Consider the following 17,052-nt stretch of genomic DNA (forward strand, 5'->3'; position numbering starts at 1 on the left):
GTCATCAAGACCGTGCCGGAGTCGAAGATCGTGGAGACCCTGATCGAGGAGGCCATGAAGCTGGCCGAGCAGATGCAGGACGCCGGCGCCCCGTCCGGTGCCCCCAGCGTCGACGTGCGGTGATCCGGCTCAGGGCCGAGAGGAGGAAGCATCCAACGGCGCCGAGGAGCGCCACGTCACTACAGGTACGTACGGAACGAAGGTGAGTCGATGTCCCTCCTCGAGACCATCCGCAGCCCCCACGACCTGCGCCGGCTGCCGCCGTCCGACCTGCCGCGCCTCGCCGAGGAGATCAGGGAGTTCCTGATCGACGCGATCACCCGCACAGGCGGGCACCTCGGGCCGAACCTCGGCGTGGTCGAGCTGACCATCGCGCTGCACCGGGTCTTCGACTCGCCGGCCGACCGGATCCTCTTCGACACCGGCCACCAGTCCTACGTCCACAAGCTGCTGACGGGGCGTCAGGACTTCGGCCGGTTCAAGAACCGCGGCGGTCTCTCCGGCTACCCCTCGCGTGCCGAGTCCGAGCACGACGTGATCGAGAACTCGCACGCATCCACCGTGCTCGGCTACGCGGACGGCCTGGCCAAGGCCAACCAGCTGCAGGGGTACCAGGACCGCCATGTCGTCGCCGTGATCGGCGACGGCGCGCTGACCGGCGGGCTGGCCTGGGAGGCGCTCAACAACATCGCCGAGGCGGAGGACCGCCCGGTCGTCATCGTCGTCAACGACAACGAGCGCTCCTACGCGCCGACCATCGGCGGCCTGGCCAACCACCTCGCCACGCTGCGCACCAACCTGCGTACCACCCAGGGCTACGAGCGGGTCCTCTCCTGGGGCAAGGAGACGCTGCAGCGCACGCCCGTCGTCGGCGGGCCGATCTACGACGCGCTGCACGGCGCGAAGAAGGGCTACAAGGACGCCACCTCGCCCCAGGGCATGTTCGAGGACCTGGGCCTGAAGTACATCGGCCCGATCGACGGCCACGACGTCGACGCGGTGGAGTCCGCGCTGCGGCGGGCCGCCGGCTTCGGTGGGCCGATCATCGTCCACTGTCTGACCGAGAAGGGCCGCGGCTACCGGCCCGCCGAGCTGGACGAGGCCGACCACTTCCACCAGGTCGGCGCGATCGACCCGGTCACCTGCGAGCCGCTGCGGCCGGTAACCGGCGTCTCCTGGACCTCTGTCTTCGGCAAGGAGCTGGTCGAGATCGGGCGCGAGCGTCCGGACGTCGTGGCCATCACCGCGGCCATGCTCCAGCCGGTCGGCCTGCAGCCGTTCGCCCGTGAGTTCCCGGAGCGGATCTACGACGTCGGCATCGCCGAGCAGCACGCCACCGTCTCCGCCGCCGGGCTGGCGACGGCCGGGCTGCACCCGGTCGTCGCGCTCTACTCGACCTTCCTCAACCGGGCCTTCGACCAGGTGCTGATGGACTGTGCGCTGCACCGGTGCGGAGTCACCTTCGTGCTCGACCGGGCCGGAGTGACCGGTACCGACGGCGCCTCGCACAACGGCATGTGGGACCTGTCCATCCTGCAGGTCGTCCCGGGCCTGCGGATCGCCGCACCGCGCGACGCGGACCAGCTCCGTGCCGAACTGCGCGAGGCGCTCGACGTCGCCGACGCGCCCACCGTCGTCCGCTACCCCAAGGCCGAGGTCGGCCCGCCGATCACGGCGGTGGAGCGGATCGGCGGCGTCGACGTGCTGCTGCGCACCGGCCCGGCCGGACGCGCGCCCGAGGTGCTGCTGGTGGCCGTCGGCGCCATGGCGACCGCCTGCCTGGACGCCGCCGCGCTGCTGACCGCCGAGGGCCTCGGCACCACCGTCGTCGACCCGCGCTGGGTCAAGCCCGTCGACCCGGCCCTGACCGAACTCGCGGCCCGGCACCGGCTGGTGGTCACCGTCGAGGACAGCGGCCGGGTCGGCGGCGTGGGCGCGGCCGTGGCCCAGGCGCTGCGCGACGCCGACCTCGACGTCCCGACGCGCGAACTCGGCATCCCACAGCGCTTCCTGAGCCACGCCGCACGCGGTGAGATCCTGGACGAGATCGGCCTGACCGGTCCGGGTGTCGCCGCCCAGACTTCCGCCTTCGCCAAGGCCTTGGGGCTTACGCCGGGCGGCGATTTCCTGACGTCCGACCTGACGTCCGACTTCGTTGGAGGGGACCAGCACCATGGCAGCTGACATCAGCAGCGCGGCCGGAGACACCGTCGGTTCGCCCGGTGGCTTCGACCTCACGGCGCTGCTCGCCGCGCGCGGCGGCGAGCGCTACCGCCTGCACGCGGAGTACCTGAACCACCAGCTGCCGCGGATGCTGCACACCATCGGCTTCGACAAGGTCTACGAGCACGCCAAGGGCGCCTACTTCTACGACGCCGAGGGCAACGACTACCTCGACATGCTGGCGGGCTTCGGCATCTTCGCCCTCGGCCGGCACCACCCGGTGGTCCGTCAGGCGGTGCACCAGGTGATGGATCTGGAGCTGGCCGACCTGACCCGCTTCGACTGCCAGCCGCTGCCCGGCCTGCTCGCGGAGAAGCTGCTCGCCCACGCCCCGCACCTGGACCGGGTCTTCTTCGGCAACAGCGGCACCGAGGCGGTCGAGACGGCGCTCAAGTTCGCCCGCTACGCCACCGGCAAGCCCCGCGTCCTCTTCTGCGAGCACGCCTTCCACGGCCTGACCACCGGTTCGCTCTCGGTCAACGGGGAGGACGGCTTCCGCAAGGGCTTCGCCCCGCTGCTGCCGGACACCGCGATCCCGCTGGGCGATCTGGAGCGGCTGGAGCGCGAGCTGCAGAAGGGCGACGTGGCGGCGCTGATCGTCGAGCCGATCCAGGGCAAGGGCGTCCACGCCGCACCCGACGGCTATCTGCGCGCCGCGCAGGACCTGCTGCACAAGCACAGGGCGCTGCTGATCGCCGACGAGGTGCAGACCGGCATGGGCCGCACCGGCGACTTCTTCGCCTACCAGCACGAGGCCGACGTCGAGCCGGACCTGGTGTGCGTGGCCAAGGCGCTCTCCGGCGGCTACGTCCCGGTCGGTGCGACGCTGGGCAAGGAGTGGATCTTCGAGAAGGTCTACTCGTCGATGGACCGGGTGCTGGTCCACTCGGCGAGCTTCGGCTCCAACGCCCAGGCCATGGCGGCGGGGCTGGCCACCCTGCACGTCTTCGAGGACGAGCAGGTGGTGGCCAACGCCCGCCGCGTGGGCGACCTTTTCCGGGAGCGGCTGGCGGCGCTCATCCCGAAGTACGAGATGCTGGCCGACGTGCGCGGCCGCGGCCTGATGATCGGGATCGAGTTCGGCCGCCCGCAGTCGCTCAAGCTGCGCACGGGCTGGACCGCGCTGCAGGCGGCTCGGAAGGGCCTCTTCGCGCAGATGGTCGTGGTCCCGCTGATGCAGCGGCACCGGATCCTGACCCAGGTCTCCGGGGACCATCTCGAAGTGATCAAACTGATCCCGCCGTTGACCATCGGTGAGGCGGAGGTCGACCGCTTTGTCGACGCCTTCACCGACATCATGGACGAGGCGCACAGCGGCACCGGGCTGATGCGCGACTTCGGCAAGACCCTGATCAAGCAGGCCGTCGCGGCCCGCTGACCCGCGAGGAGGCCGACCTGGATCAGACCTCCAGGTCGGCCTCTATCCTGCGCATCAGATGGCGGGCCATGGCCAGGTTGGCGCGCTGCCGGTCGAGTGCGAGGTACAGGAAGATGCCCTGGCTGCCCTGGTGGGTCAGCGGGCGGATGATGTGGTACTGACCGGTGAGCGTGATGAGGATGTCCTCGATCACTTCGTTGTGGAGATTGAGCATCTCCATCGTCCGCATCTTCGCCCGCACCACATCGGTGTTGCCGGCCGCCGCGACATTCAGGTCGAGTTCATTCCCGGCACCCAGAGTCCCGAGGGCCAGACCGCTGTTGTAGTCGACGATCGCGACGCCGACGGCGCCTTCGATCGCCATTGCATCCTTGAGTGCCGTTTCCAAGTTCCCCATGACGTGACTCTAGGAGCGGCATTCGAAGACAACGGCGATATGTCAATATCCGATCGGAATTGACCGCTTGTTCTGGTGATCGAGATCACGTGCCTTCGGAAGCTTCACTGACACGCTGTCCGGCTTCCGGCCGCGGAGGAAGCGGCGCTCCCTCCAGATCTGCCGCATCCGCTCGTCGGTGCTCTCGACGACCGGCTCGAAGAGCGGCAGCGCCAACAGCACCAGTGCGCCGGCGGCCCAGCCGGCCAGCACGTCGGTCGTCCAGTGGGTGCCCAGGTAGAGCGTGGTGAGGCCGATGGAGAAACCCATCCAGCCGGCCAGGAAGGCGCCGATGCGACGCCAGCGAATCGCCAGGTAGGCGACGACCCCCCAGGTGACCACGGCGTTGGCGGTGTGCCCGGACGGGAAGATACCGCCGCCGAGGAAGATCTCGTTGGATCCGTAGACGTGCGCGTAGTGCGGGCCGAGGCGGCCCGTGGCTATCTTGACCGCGCCCACCGACATGTTGAGCAGCACCAGCGAGACGCCCAGCACCAGCAGTGGTCGCCAGGACCGCTGTCGCCAGCAGCGCCAGGTCAGCCAGGCCGACACCACGATCGCGGACGGCCCGCGCTGTCCGGCTATGACCCAGTAGTTCAGGAAGTTCAGGAACTCCGGCCAGTGCATGTACGGCTTGAATGCCATCACCTCCCAGTCCAGTGCGACCAGACGGGAGGTGGTGAAGACGGCGACGATCACCGTCGCGTAGGCGACGGCCGTGACGGCGAAGAGGATCTTGTGGGTGCGACTGAGCGGCCGCCAGCGTGGTTCACGGCTGGTCGGCTGCTCTGCGGCTCGCTCATGTGGTCGCTCGGCCCGTTCGAGCAGGGCGACCTCGGTCCTCTGGTTACGCACCCCTTCGACGTTACAGTGTTTCGGGTTGAGCCCTGCCGGGGTCGACGCCTTCGTGACAACCATGTGACCTGTTGGTTTGTCGGATCTGAATAAGCGTCGAGGTTTTCGACGAACTGATGTGATCTAGCTCATCCTTGTTCGCCAAGCGGTTTGCAACGTTGCCCTCGCGGGAAAGCGAACGAACAATTCCGGTCGTCAGTGATTTCAGGCCAGCCCGGCGTTGAGGGTCAACCCTCCGTCGAGGACCAGCGTCTGACCGGTGATCCACGCCGCCTGCTCGGACAGCAGGAACGCGATCGCGCCGCCCACGTCCTCCGGCTCGCCGAGGCGTCCCAAGGGGTACGCCTTGACCACCTGCTCCTCGTGGCCCGCGAACAGCGCCTCGGCGAACTTGGTCCGCACGACCGCGGGCGCAACCGCGTTGACGCGCACGGTCGGTGCCATCTCGTAGGCGAGTTGCTGCGTCAGCTGCACCAGTGCGGCCTTGCTCGCGCCGTACATTCCGATTCCCGGCGCGGGCCCGAGCGCGCTGATCGAGGAGACGTTGACAATCGCCCCGCCGTGTTCGCGCATCGACGCGGCGTGCACCAACTGCACCCAGCCGAGCGTCGAGACGAGGTTGATGTCGAGGATCTTGCGGGCGGCGTCGAGATCGAGATCGACCATGTTGCCGAAGACTGGATTGGTACCGACGTTGTTGACGAGGTGGTCGATTCGCCCGAACGCGTCCATGGCCCGGCCGATGGTCTCCTCGCGGTGCGCGGCGTCGTGGCTCTTCCCGGCCACGCCGAGGGCATGCGCGCTGCCGCCGAGCGCGGCGACCGCCTCGTCCAGGGAGGCGGCGTCCCGCCCGGTGAGGACGACCCGGTCCCCACGCGCGACGAGCGCCTGCGCGGCTGCGAACCCGATGCCCCGGCTGCCGCCGGTGACGAGCGCGACCTTTCCGGTGGGAGAGGGAGTGGTCATGAGGGGGTCCTTTGTCTTGCGGAGAGGGATACGGAAGGCAGTGGGGGAGTTGGAGCACGCCGGGGGCGCGGAGCCGCGGATCAGCACAGCCCCGCGCCCCCGAGGTGCTACCTCAGTTACTGCCTAGTCGAGCGGGCCGCCGGCGACGTAGACGACCTGGCCGGAGACGAAGCCCGCGCCCTCGCTCACCAGGAACGAGACGGTGTGGGCGATGTCGTCCGGCACGCCCACCCGCTGGACCGGGATCATGCTGGCCGCAGCCGCCTTGAACTCCTCGAAGCCCATGCCCACGCGCTCGGCCGTCGCCGCGGTCATGTCCGTGGCGATGAAGCCGGGGGCGACGGCGTTCGCGGTGACGCCGAACTTGCCGAGCTCCTTGGCGAGGGTCTTGGTGAAGCCCTGCAGACCCGCCTTGGCAGCCGAGTAGTTGGCCTGGCCGCGGTTGCCCAGCGCGCTGCTGGAGGAGAGGTTGACGATGCGTCCGTAACCGGCGTCGACCATGTGCTTCTGGCAGGCCTTGGACATCAGGAACGCGCCCTTGAGGTGCACGTTCATCACCGTGTCCCAGTCCGACTCGGACATCTTGAACAGCAGGTTGTCGCGCAGCACACCGGCGTTGTTGACCAGCACGGTCGGCGCGCCCAGTTCCGCGGCGATCCGGTCGACGGCCGCGGCGACCTGCTCGCCGTTGCTGACGTCCGCGCCGACGGCGATCGCGCGGCCGCCCGCGGCGGTGATCTTCTCGACGGTGTCCTTGCCCGCCGCCTCTTCCAGGTCGACCACGGCGACGGCGAAGCCGTCCGCCGCGAGGCGGATCGCGGTGGCGGCGCCGATGCCGCGCGCGGCTCCGGTGACGATGGCGACGCGGTTCTGCTCGGTCATGGGGTGCGTTCTCCTGACGAGGGATGAGTGGGGTGAGTGGGGCGGGCGGTACGACACGAGGTGGGGCTTGGGTTCGCGCCGCGCGAGCGAGCGCTCGTGGACCTCGTCCGGGCCGTCGGCGAAGCGCAGCGTCCGCGCCACCGCCCGGAGTTGGGCCGGCGGAAGTCCGTCAGCGGGCGGCCTTTCCCGCGAGGGTGTCCAGCGCCAGCGCGACCAGCGGCGGGACCATCGCACCCAGGTGCGAGAAGCCGTCGCCGACGGTCTTGCCCTGGATGAAGCGGAAGTGGATCCCCTCCGCGATGATCGCCAGCTTGTACTGGGCGAACGCGGTGTACCAGGGGAGAGGGGTCAGGTCGAGCCCGGTGGCCGCGGCATAGCGTTCGACGAGTTCGTCCATGCCCGGGAAGCCCAGCTCGGGGCTGACCGCTCCGGCGACGGGGTTGCCCGGCATCGTCCCGGCGATGTCCCAGTACACCTTCATCAGGCCGACGTCGGCGAGTGGATCGCCGAGGGTGGCCATCTCCCAGTCGAGGACGGCGGCGATGGTGTCGTCGGCTGCGGCGATGGTGTTGTCCAGGCGGTAGTCGCCGTGCACGATCACGGCCCGCTGGCTGGTGGGTACGCCTTCGTTCAGCCGCTGCTGCAGCTCCTCCATCCCCGGGATCTCGCGGCTGCGGGAGCCCTCGAACTGGCGGTGCCAGCGCGCCACCTGCCGCAGGAGGTAGCCCTCGGGCCTGCCGAAGTCGCCGAGGCCCACCGAGGCGGGGTCCACCGCGTGCAGCCCGGCCAGCACGTCGACCAGGCGGAAGGAGAGGGCACGGGCCCGCTCCCGGCTAAGACCGGCCGCGTCCTCGGCGGTGCGGTAGACGGTGCCCTGCACCTCGTCCATCAGATAGAAGGGGGCACCGATCACCTCCGGGTCCTCGCAGAGCAGGTGCACCCCGGGGACCGGAACGGCGGTGTCCGCGAGCGCCGCGATGACCCGGTGCTCGCGGGACATGTCGTGGGCGGTGGCCAGCACGTGGCCGAGCGGCGGGCGGCGCAGGACCCAGCGGGTCTTGCCGTCGGTCAGGCGGTAGGTGAGATTGGACTTCCCACCGGAGATCAGCTCGGCCTCAAGCGGCCCGGTTCCGAGGTGGTCGCGCAGGCGGTCCAGATCCAGCCCCGGTGGCGTCGGAGTGCTCATGCCGGTCACCATACCGACTAGTAGGTATGGGGGCTAGAGTGGCTCGCACCACCTTGACCTCCGGACCGGTCCGCGTTGCGGTACTCGGTTCGGCGATCGGTACAGCGGTCGATTCGATCCCGATTCGGGGGTCGGTGCGGTCGAATTCGGCCCAGGACGGGCTGGATTCGTACACACGATGTACAGATCCGGGGTCAGAGGATCCACAGATCCTGCGACACACGAACAGACGAAGTCGAGCAGACGAGTAGAAGGGGTGAGGGCGCCGATGGCCCAGGTCGACATGGCGGTCCCCGTCCAGGAGCGCCTGCTGGCAGCAGCCAGCAGTCTCTTCGCGGAGCGAGGATTCGCGCCCACCTCGGTCCAGGAGATCGTGGAGCTGGCCGGGGTCACCAAGGGCGCGATGTACCACTACTACTCGTCCAAGGACGACCTGCTGCAGCAGATCTACACCCGGCTGCTCCACGTCCAGGCGGAGCGGCTCGACGCGATCGTCGCTCGTGACGTCCAGGTTGACCTGCGGCTTTCCGCTGCGGCTGCCGACGTCGTGGTGACCACGCTGGAGCACCTCGACGACGCGATGGTCTCCTGGCGGTCGATGCACATGCTTCCCGCCGACCGGTTGGCGCAGGTGCGCGCGGACCGTCGGCGGTACCACGAACGGTTCCGCGCACTGATCGAGGAGGGCCAGTCCGCGGGCCTTTTCCGGGCCGACGTTTCGGCGGATCTGGTGACCCATCAGTTCTTCGGCGGAGTTCATCATCTCGGCAGTTGGTACCGCGTAGACGGGGAGTTGACGCCTGCGGCAATCGGTGCTGCCTTTGCCGAGCTTTTGCTTCGGGGCTTGCAACCGTCCTGACCCGACCACTCCGGATCGACTCGGATCACGATTGGATCGCAGCTCTCTGCGCCATGTCGCCTTGGTCTGTCTGGTTTGTATAGTGTCCGCCAGCAGCCGACGGCTGTCCGGCGGAAACTGTCCGTACACAGGACCCCCACACGGTACCTGCCCGCGGTTTCGCCGCTCACGAGCCGAACGCGCCCACCCACAGGGGCTTCAGCGTCGGTCGAACACATCAGGACGGTCCTATGGTGCTGGGGGATATCGACATGACGGGTACGCCGATCCGCTTGTCCCAGTCGCCAGGTCAGCTGATCCGCATAGCCCAGCAGGTCCACACCCGACTGTGGACCGAGCACGTCGGATCGGATCTGACCGCTCCCCAGTACGCCGCGCTGATCGCCTTGGCTCTCGAGCCCGGGGCGGACCAGCGCACGGTGGGGGAGCGCGCCTCCTTGGACAAGGCGACCATGGCCGAAATGGTCGGTCGCCTGGTTCGACGCGGCCTGGTACTGCGCCGACGCGACCCGGCAGACGGTCGCCGCAAGCTGCTCACCCTCTCTCCCCACGGCGAGCAGGTCATGCACGACGCCTCCGTCGGGGTGGCCGTCGTCCAGCGTGAACTGCTGGTCCCGCTCGAGGAGTCGGAGCGGTCCGAGCTGATGATGGCGCTGGCCCGGATGGCCCGGATGGAGAACCTGGCGCTGGAGACCATGGTGGACGCCCGTCCGCTGCTGGACGCTCCACGCGTCATCGGCTACCTGATCCGGGTGGCCCAGCAGGTCCACACCCGGTTCTGGACCGAGCTGGTCTCCGGTGAGCTCACCGCGCCCCAGCACGCCGTCCTCGACGCGCTCTCCGTCGAGCCGGACATCGACCAGCGCACGGTCGGCGAGCGCACCTCGCTCGACAAGGCGACGATGGCCGAGCTCATCAGCCGCCTGGTCCGACGCGGCCTGGTGCTGCGTCGGCGCGACCCCGCCGACGGCCGTCGCAACCTGCTGGCACTGGCCCCGGCCGGTGTGCGCCTGCTGGAGGAGGTCTCGCCCGGCGTCGCCGAGGTCCAGTCCCGCCTTCTGGAGCCGCTGGACGAGGCCGAGCGGACCCGCGGGCTCTTCCTGCTGGCACTCACCGCGCGTCTCGCCGAGCGCTGACGGGTTGTGAGCCCGGACACAGCGGGCTCGCCGTCAACGATGGCCGATAGTTGATCGTTTGCACGGTTCGGTGCTCCCCGACGACCGCCTTCTCCTTCGGGAGGAGGCGGTCGTTTCTTTCGTCCCCCCGCCGTTCACGCAGGCCTTACCCAGGTCGGATGGCGGCGCGGCGGCGGCAGGCGCGGCTGCCGAGCCGCCCCGCCGAACGGCGCTCCACTACGGAGTCGGGTAGTAGAAGGCTCGTTGAAATCGCGGGAAACGGCTTGCTATCAATGGCGTTGTCGCAACGGCGGCCCCGCCTTCGCCGGGTTGCCCGTAAACCGGCACGAGCCCTGAACCGGCGTGCCACTGGCGCCGTCCGGCTCCGCAGCGCACCTGTCCCGTGCTGCGGAGCAGAGGCGGACGCGCCACCAGCCAACCGATTGCGAGCTCCTTTCTCCATGCCTCCCACGCTTCCCCTCGGCCTGCGCAAGCGCGGCGTCGTCATCGCCTCCTCCGTCGCGGCCGTCGGCCTCGCGGCAGGCGTCGCGGTCGCCCTGCCCGGCAACGGCGCGAGCAGCGTGGTGGCCGACCCCAACGCCCGTGCCGCGGTCGCCAGCGCCAGCGCGCAGGCCCAGCAGGAGGCGGCTGCGGCGAAGGCGGCTACGGCAGCCAAGGTTGCCGCCGCCAAGGCGGCCGTGGAGAAGGCGGCGGCTGCCAAGGCCGCGGCCGAGAAGGCCGCCGCGGAGAAGGCTGCGGCGCAGAAGGCTGCCGAGCGTGCGGCGGCGGATGCGGCCGCCGCGGCCAACCGTTCCGAGGAGCGGGCCCGGATCGCCCAGTCCACCCCGCAGGCCGCTCCGCAGACGCAGCAGCCCCAGCAGGCGGCCCCGGCCGCGCCGAGCGGCACCCCTCAGGAGATCGCCGCGCAGATCGTCCCGGCGGACCAGCTGGCCTCGTTCGACCAGATCATCTCCCACGAGAGCGGCTGGAACGTCACCGCGACCAACCCCTCCTCCGGCGCGTACGGCCTGGCGCAGGCCCTGCCGGGCTCCAAGATGGCCTCGGCGGGCTCGGACTGGCAGACCGACCCGGCCACCCAGATCCGCTGGGCGCTGGGCTACATGGACTCCACCTACGGCAGCCCGAACCAGGCCTGGGTCTTCTGGCAGGCCAACGGCTGGTACTAGGACTGGCGCCAGCTCTTCGGCGGACGCGCCACCCCAGCGGCGCGGGGCCCAGCTGATCTGCGGCTCCGCCGCGCCTCTTGCGTGCTTCTCCTGTGCCCCATGCTTCACGTTTTCGCCATGACCTCTGGACACAGGGGCGAACGCACTGCCACGATCTTGCCCTCTGTGAGATAGGGCGTCAGCACCAGCTCCGACGCCTCAGCGGAGGAGGAGGCGTCCGTGGCCGGCAGCACCAGCGAACCCTGGCACCGCTTCTACGCGCCCGGCGTCCCGCGGCGGCTGAGCATTCCGAACGTCTCCGTCAGCGGGCTGCTGGACGAGGCCGCCGCGCGGCACGGGCGGCGGACCGCACTGGTGTTCTTCGGGAAGAAGACCAGCTACCGCGCGCTCCAGCGCGCCGTCGCGCGGTTCGCCGCCGGGCTCGCCGCGCTCGGGGTGTCGCGGGGGGACCGCGTCGCGCTGGTGATGCCCAACTGTCCGCAGTACGTGGTCGCGTTCTACGGCGCACTCAAGCTCGGGGCCGTCGTCGTCCCGACGAACCCGCTCTACACCGAGTCCGAACTCGCCCACCAGCTCAAGGATTCCGGCGCAGTCGTCGCCCTCGTGTACGACGGCGTCTTCGCGCGCGTCGATGCGGTCCGGGGCCGGACGGCCCTGCGGCACGTGGTGGTCGCCTCGCTGCTGGACGCGTTGCCCGCGCGGACGCGGCTCGCGCTGCGGTTGCCGCTCGCCCGCTCGCGCGAACTCCGCGCCAGACTGCGGACGGAGCTGCCGCAGGACGCCGACCGCGTCGTCTTCGCCGATGTCGCGCGCGCCCGGCTCCCCCGCAAGGGCGAGGCTCAGCTCGCGCAGGGGCCGGTGAGCCCGCGCAGCGCCGTCGCCGTGCTGCAGTACACGGGAGGGACGACCGGAACGCCCAAGGGCGCGATGCTGACGCACCGCAACCTCGTCGCCAACGCACACCAAGTGCGGGCCTGGTACCCGCAGTTGCGTCCGGGACGGGAGACCCTGCTGGCCTGTCTGCCGATGTTCCACGTCTACGGCATGACGATGTGTCTGGGCGTGGCGGCCACCGCGGGCGCGCGGACCGTCCTGCTGCCCAGCTTCGACCCGGAGTTGGTGGTCCGGACGCTGCGCCGGTGGAAGCCGACGCTCTTCCCGGGCGTGCCGCCGATGTACCAGGCGCTGATGCAACGGGCCGAGCAGCACGGGCCCGAACTCACCCGCGCGCTACGGTCGGTGCGCTACTGCATCTCCGGTGCCATGCGGCTGGAGCCGGAGACGGTGGACCGGTTCCAGGAGTTGACGGGTGGTCATCTCGTGGAGGGTTACGGGCTGTCGGAGGCGTCGCCCGTCGTGCTGGCCAATCCGCTGAACGCCAACGCCCGTCCGGGGACGGTCGGCGTCCCGCTGCCGGGGACCGAGGTGCGGATAGTCGCCGAGGACGACCCGGCGAAGCAGCAGCCCTTCGGCGTGGCGGGGGAGTTGGTGGTGCGCGGGCCGCAGGTCTTCGGCGGTTACTGGCACGAGCGCGAGGACAGTGCGGCAATGCTGCACGACCACTGGCTGTTCACCGGCGACATCGCGGTGATGAGCCCGGACGGGTTCGTGACCGTGATCGACCGCAAGCGCGACGTGATCATCGCCTCCGGGTTCAGCATCTTCCCCAGCGAGGTCGAGGAGGTGCTGCTCGCGCATCCGGCGGTCGCGGACGCGGCGGTGGTCGGCGTGCCGGACGAGTACCGGGGCGAGACGGTCAAGGCGTGCGTGATCGTCCGGCCCGGCAGCCGACTCACCGAGCGGGCGCTGATCGACTACTGCGCCGCTCGGCTCACCGGCTACAAGGTGCCGAAGATCGTGGAGTTCCGCTCGGACGCGCTGCCGCGGAACATGCTGGGCAAGGTGCTGCGCCGCGTCCTGCGCGACGAGCACCTCGCGGCTCAGGCCTGGGCGGACGAGCCTTCCGGGTGAGCGCGGGACGACCCGGCCTCACCCTCGTCCTCGGCGGCCTGGTCCTCAGCGGTGTCGTCCTTGGCAGCAGCGTCCGCAGCCTCGGCAGCTTCCTCGTCCAGGGCCCGCTGCATGCTCGACGGGAGGGCGGGCAGCTCCATGCCGGCCTGCTTGAGCGCCTCGGCGAAGGTCGGGGAGTTGTCCCAGATCGACCGGAAGGCGAGCGTCAGCGCGGCGGCCAGGGAGGGGTGCCGGATGCAGAGCGTCGTCGTCGCGCCGTCACGGGCCACCGGGTCCGGCATGTCGCAGAGGACGGTCGAGCCGTCGGCGATGATCATCTTCAGCGGCAGGTCCTCCGCGATCCGGATCTCCTCGCCGGCGGCGACGAAGAGGTTGATCACCTCGAGCAGCGCCGGGTCCTCCAGCACCGCGCGGCTGTACAGCGAGCGGACGGTGCGTCCGGCGGCGTGCAGGCGGGCGCTGGCCTCGAGGCCGGCGATGTTCTCGGTGGGGGTGTACCACGGCGGCCTGGAGAAGCTCAGCAGCTCGCGCTCGGCGGTGGACTGGAGCCGGGCGAAGCGCTCGGTGATGTCCGCCGGGTCGCGGAGCACCTCGACGTAGTCCAGCGGGTCGGTGTGGGTGCGACCGCTCTCGAAGGTGGGCTTGAGCTCGCGGGCCAGCTCGGTGGAGAGGCGCTCCAGACGGCCGAGTGAGCGGCGCTGCTGCTCGATCAGGCGCTCGACGGCGGTGTCCGGCGCGACCGCCGAGTAACCGGCGACCCGTCCGGGGTGGAGTATCGCCAGCTGTCGGCGGATGAGCCCTTCGAGCACGTCGTACACGCGCTGGCGGGGTACACCCGCTTCCCTGGCGACTTCCGCCGCCGTGAAGACGTCGCGGCGGATCAGGGCGAGGTAGACCCGGGCCTCGTAGTTCGTGAGGCCCAGCTCCTCCAGGTCGGCTGCGCGTCGATCGTCCGTCTGCATGCTGGCACGTTAGCGGCGAGAGTGCGGGTGCTGGCAAGCGCCATCCGCGAGTTGGGGGTCTTTGGGCTCCAAGTGGGGGGACTTTTCGGGACAGGACGGGCTTGACGTGGGCCGAAGTGGCCTCTTGTGGGTCGTTCTTGTGTCGGCTAGGTTACTCACAGCGGACACCACCAGCAGGGGTGACTCGCCAGTTACTTGTCATGTTCATACCCTCTTTGGTCTCGTTCATGTCTCGATCCGGTATCGGTATGAAACTTACCTGCCGTACGGCAAGTTTGGGCGAGAGCGCTGTCGTACCTATGCAGTACGGTGCGTCGCATGTCAGAGATCTCGACCGACACCCCGGTCACCCCGCCCGGCTCGGAGGCTCCGGCCGAGGGCCCCAACTACCTCAGCCACAAACAGATCATGGTCGTCATGGGCGGCCTGATGGCAGGCATGCTGTTGGCGGCGCTGGACCAGAGCATCGTCGGTACGGCCCTGCCCACGATCGTGAGCCAGCTCGGTGGCATCGACAAGCTCTCCTGGGTGGTCACGGCCTACCTGCTCACCTCGACCGCAGCCACCCCGCTCTGGGGCAAGATCTCCGACCTGTACGGCCGCCGGATCATCTTCCAGACCGCGATCGTCATCTTCCTGATCGGCTCGGCGCTGGCCGGCCTCAGCCAGAACATGGGCGAGCTGATCGGCTTCCGCGCCGTCCAGGGCATCGGCGGTGGCGGTCTGATGTCGCTCGCCTTCGCCATCATCGGCGACGTCATACCGCCTCGTGAGCGTGGCCGTTACCAGGGCCTGATGGGTGCAGTCTTCGGTCTGGCCAGCGTCGCCGGTCCGCTGCTCGGCGGTTGGTTCACCGACTCGATCGGCTGGCGGTGGATCTTCTACATCAACCTGCCCGTCGGCATCGGCGCACTGATCGTCTGCTCCTTCGCGCTCAAGCTGCCGGTCAACCGCCGCGAGCACAAGATCGACTTCCTTGGCTCGCTGATGATCGTCGCGGGCGTCACCAGCCTGCTGCTCTACCTGAACTGGGCCGGCACCTCCTACGGCTGGGCCTCCTGGCAGGGCCTGTCGCTGGCCGGCGGCTCCGTCCTGCTGACCATCCTCTTCTGCCTGGTCGAGATGCGTGCGGCCGAGCCGATCCTGCCGATGCGGCTCTTCCGGAACCCGGTCTTCCGGATCGGCAACGGCTTCGGCTTCTTCGCCGGTTTCGCCATGTTCGGCGGCATCATCTACCTGCCGGTCTACCTCCAGGCCGTGCAGGGCATGTCCGCCACCAAGTCCGGTCTGGGCATGCTGCCCGCCGTGGCCGGCATCATGGTCACCTCGGTCCTCTCCGGCCGGATCATGGCCAAGACGGGCCGTTACAAGATCTTCCCGATCCTCGGCGCGCTGATCCTCATAGGGTCGCTGGTGCTGCTGAGCCGGCTGACCAACCACACGCCGTACTGGGAGGTCGCCCTCTACGCCTTCGCCTTCGGCGCGGGCCTGGGCATGACCCTGCAGACGCTGGTGACGGCCATCCAGAACTCGGTCGACTTCCGCGACATGGGTGTCGCCACCGCCTCGGCCACCTTCTTCCGCCAGATCGGCGCTGCCATCGGCACCGCCATCTTCGGCACGGTGCTGACCAGCCGCCTGACCCACTACCTGACGCAGGAGTTCGCCGGCGCCCCGGGTGGCGGCACGTCCCTCAAGGGCCTGGACGCCAACAACGTCCAGGCCATCCACGCCCTGAAGGAGCCGGCCAAGGGCCTGGTCACGGCGGCCTTCGCGCACGCCATCGGCGACCTGTTCCTGATCGGTGTGCCGTTCATAGTGGTCGCGCTGTTCTTCGGGCTGGCGCTCAAGGAGATCAAGCTCAAGTCGAGCGAGGGCACCCCGGAGGCCGCCGAGGCCACCGAGGGCGCTGAGGGTCCGGTCACCCCGGCTGCTGCGGTCGCCGGCCAGGAGACGGTTTCCGGGCTCGGATCGTCGGCCATAGTGCCCGCCGGCCAGCAGGTTCCCCAGGAGGTTCCGGTGAGTGGCAGCATGGTCCACGGCTTCGTGCGGGGCGGCGAGGGCGGCCCGGTGGGCTCCGCCACGGTCACCCTGATCTCGCTGCAGGGGCGGCAGTTGGGCCGCGTGGCGGTCGCTGCGGACGGTGGCTACCGGCTGGCCGCGCCGGGGGCGGGCAGCTATGTGCTGATCGTCGCGGCCGAGGGTCATCAGCCGAACGCCTCCACGGTGGCTGTCGGCGATGCCCCGCTCGGCCACGACGTGGTGCTCTCGGGCACCAGCGGTCTGCTCGGGATGGTGCGCGCGGCGGCTGACCAGCGGCCGGTCGCCGAGGCGATGGTTGTGGTCACCGACGTCCGTGGCGAGGTGCTGGCCACGGGCAAGACCGCTGAGACGGGCGCCTTCACCTTCGAGGGTCTGATGTCGGGCACGTTCACGGTCGCCGTCAACGCCACCGGGTTCCGTCCGGCCGCGCTGCCGGTCGAGGTCGGCACGGCGGGTCCGTCCCGGATCGAGATCGAGCTGGCCGCCGGCGCGCAGATGCAGGGCACCATCCGTGCGGCTGCGGATCACCGGCCCCTGATCGACGCCCGGGTCACCCTGGTCGACGTGGCCGGCAACGTCGTGGGCACCGCGACCACCGGTGAGGACGGCAGCTACGCCTTCACCGACCTGGACGCGGGTGACTACACGCTCATCGCCAGCGGCTACCCGCCGGTCGCCTCTGCGCTGACCCTGGACGGACGCGGCGAGAGTGCCCACGACGTGGAGCTCGGCCACCCGGACGAGTGACAGAACGGGCGAACGGCCTGCGTCGTCGAGCGTGAAGGCGTAGGCCAGTGTGGGGACGTACGGGATCCGGCGTCCTCGGCGCAGCAGAGCGTCGAGGACGCCGGAGCCCGTCACTGACTGATCGGGAGCAGCAATGACCACTCACTCCGGTGAGGGCGGCACGGGGCTTCGTGCCCGGGTTCGGACGAGGGATGGGTGGGCGGTGCGGCACGCGGTGCTGACCGTCACGGACATGACGGGCA

The 17,052-nt window shown here is 69.7% G+C and carries 13 protein-coding genes and 1 pseudogene; 8 read left to right on the forward strand and 6 right to left on the reverse strand.

Going from position 1 to position 17,052, the window contains the following annotated elements; all coding sequences use genetic code 11:
• From ABH940_RS36225 to ABH940_RS36235, 3 genes and pseudogenes are all read left to right on the forward strand, one after another.
• Nucleotides 1-123, forward strand: a pseudogene (locus ABH940_RS36225) (4-hydroxy-3-methylbut-2-en-1-yl diphosphate synthase); the annotation flags it as partial.
• An 87-nt stretch (nt 124-210) separates the two neighbouring features.
• The gene (gene dxs, locus ABH940_RS36230) at nt 211-2,184 is read left to right on the forward strand and encodes a 1-deoxy-D-xylulose-5-phosphate synthase (protein ID WP_370107223.1); all 1,974 of its coding nucleotides are present in this window, start codon (nt 211-213) and stop codon (nt 2,182-2,184) included.
• On the forward strand, nt 2,174-3,601 hold the full coding sequence (locus ABH940_RS36235; protein WP_370068321.1) for an aspartate aminotransferase family protein: 1,428 nt from the start codon (nt 2,174-2,176) through the stop codon (nt 3,599-3,601). The genes dxs and ABH940_RS36235 overlap by 11 nt, the downstream gene beginning before the upstream one ends.
• 22 nt (nt 3,602-3,623) lie before the next feature.
• Here the strand turns inward: ABH940_RS36235 and ABH940_RS36240 are convergent, their stop codons facing one another.
• The 5 genes from ABH940_RS36240 to ABH940_RS36260 form a co-directional block, all read right to left on the reverse strand.
• Nucleotides 3,624-3,998 (reverse strand): hypothetical protein, encoded by a 375-nt coding sequence (locus ABH940_RS36240; RefSeq protein WP_370068319.1) that lies wholly within the window; start codon nt 3,996-3,998, stop codon nt 3,624-3,626.
• A 42-nt stretch (nt 3,999-4,040) separates the two neighbouring features.
• Nucleotides 4,041-4,892: a phosphatase PAP2 family protein gene (locus tag ABH940_RS36245; RefSeq protein ID WP_370068317.1), complete on the reverse strand. Its 852-nt coding sequence runs from the start codon at nt 4,890-4,892 to the stop codon at nt 4,041-4,043.
• Nucleotides 4,893-5,096: 204 nt separating this feature from the next.
• Nucleotides 5,097-5,858: an SDR family oxidoreductase gene (locus tag ABH940_RS36250; RefSeq protein ID WP_370068315.1), complete on the reverse strand. Its 762-nt coding sequence runs from the start codon at nt 5,856-5,858 to the stop codon at nt 5,097-5,099.
• Nucleotides 5,859-5,981: 123 nt separating this feature from the next.
• Nucleotides 5,982-6,740: a 3-oxoacyl-ACP reductase FabG gene (fabG, locus tag ABH940_RS36255; RefSeq protein ID WP_370068313.1), complete on the reverse strand. Its 759-nt coding sequence runs from the start codon at nt 6,738-6,740 to the stop codon at nt 5,982-5,984.
• 169 nt (nt 6,741-6,909) lie between these two features.
• Nucleotides 6,910-7,926: a phosphotransferase family protein gene (locus tag ABH940_RS36260; protein ID WP_370068311.1), complete on the reverse strand. Its 1,017-nt coding sequence runs from the start codon at nt 7,924-7,926 to the stop codon at nt 6,910-6,912.
• A gap of 268 nt (nt 7,927-8,194) precedes the next feature.
• Between ABH940_RS36260 and ABH940_RS36265 the strand changes: the two genes are divergently transcribed.
• From ABH940_RS36265 to ABH940_RS36280, 4 genes are all read left to right on the forward strand, one after another.
• Nucleotides 8,195-8,785, forward strand: a complete 591-nt coding sequence (locus ABH940_RS36265) for a TetR/AcrR family transcriptional regulator (protein WP_370068309.1) — start codon at nt 8,195-8,197, stop codon at nt 8,783-8,785.
• 230 nt (nt 8,786-9,015) lie between these two features.
• A complete protein-coding gene (locus ABH940_RS36270; protein WP_370107225.1) occupies nt 9,016-9,921 on the forward strand; it encodes a MarR family winged helix-turn-helix transcriptional regulator in 906 nt (301 codons plus the stop codon).
• Nucleotides 9,922-10,361: 440 nt separating this feature from the next.
• The gene (locus ABH940_RS36275; RefSeq protein WP_370068305.1) at nt 10,362-11,087 is read left to right on the forward strand and encodes a lytic transglycosylase domain-containing protein; all 726 of its coding nucleotides are present in this window, start codon (nt 10,362-10,364) and stop codon (nt 11,085-11,087) included.
• A 219-nt stretch (nt 11,088-11,306) separates the two neighbouring features.
• Nucleotides 11,307-13,058, forward strand: a complete 1,752-nt coding sequence (locus tag ABH940_RS36280; RefSeq protein ID WP_370107226.1) for an AMP-binding protein — start codon at nt 11,307-11,309, stop codon at nt 13,056-13,058.
• Here ABH940_RS36280 and ABH940_RS36285 read toward each other — a convergent pair.
• Complete coding sequence (locus ABH940_RS36285) at nt 13,028-14,020, reverse strand: TrmB family transcriptional regulator (RefSeq protein ID WP_370068301.1); 993 nt, start codon at nt 14,018-14,020, stop codon at nt 13,028-13,030. The genes ABH940_RS36280 and ABH940_RS36285 overlap by 31 nt on opposite strands.
• Nucleotides 14,021-14,338: 318 nt before the next feature.
• Between ABH940_RS36285 and ABH940_RS36290 the strand changes: the two genes are divergently transcribed.
• Nucleotides 14,339-16,810, forward strand: a complete 2,472-nt coding sequence (locus tag ABH940_RS36290; protein ID WP_370107227.1) for an MFS transporter — start codon at nt 14,339-14,341, stop codon at nt 16,808-16,810.
• Nucleotides 16,811-17,052 lie beyond the last annotated feature (242 nt).

Source organism: Streptacidiphilus sp. BW17, assembly GCF_041262485.1.
Lineage (GTDB): Bacteria > Actinomycetota > Actinomycetes > Streptomycetales > Streptomycetaceae > Streptacidiphilus.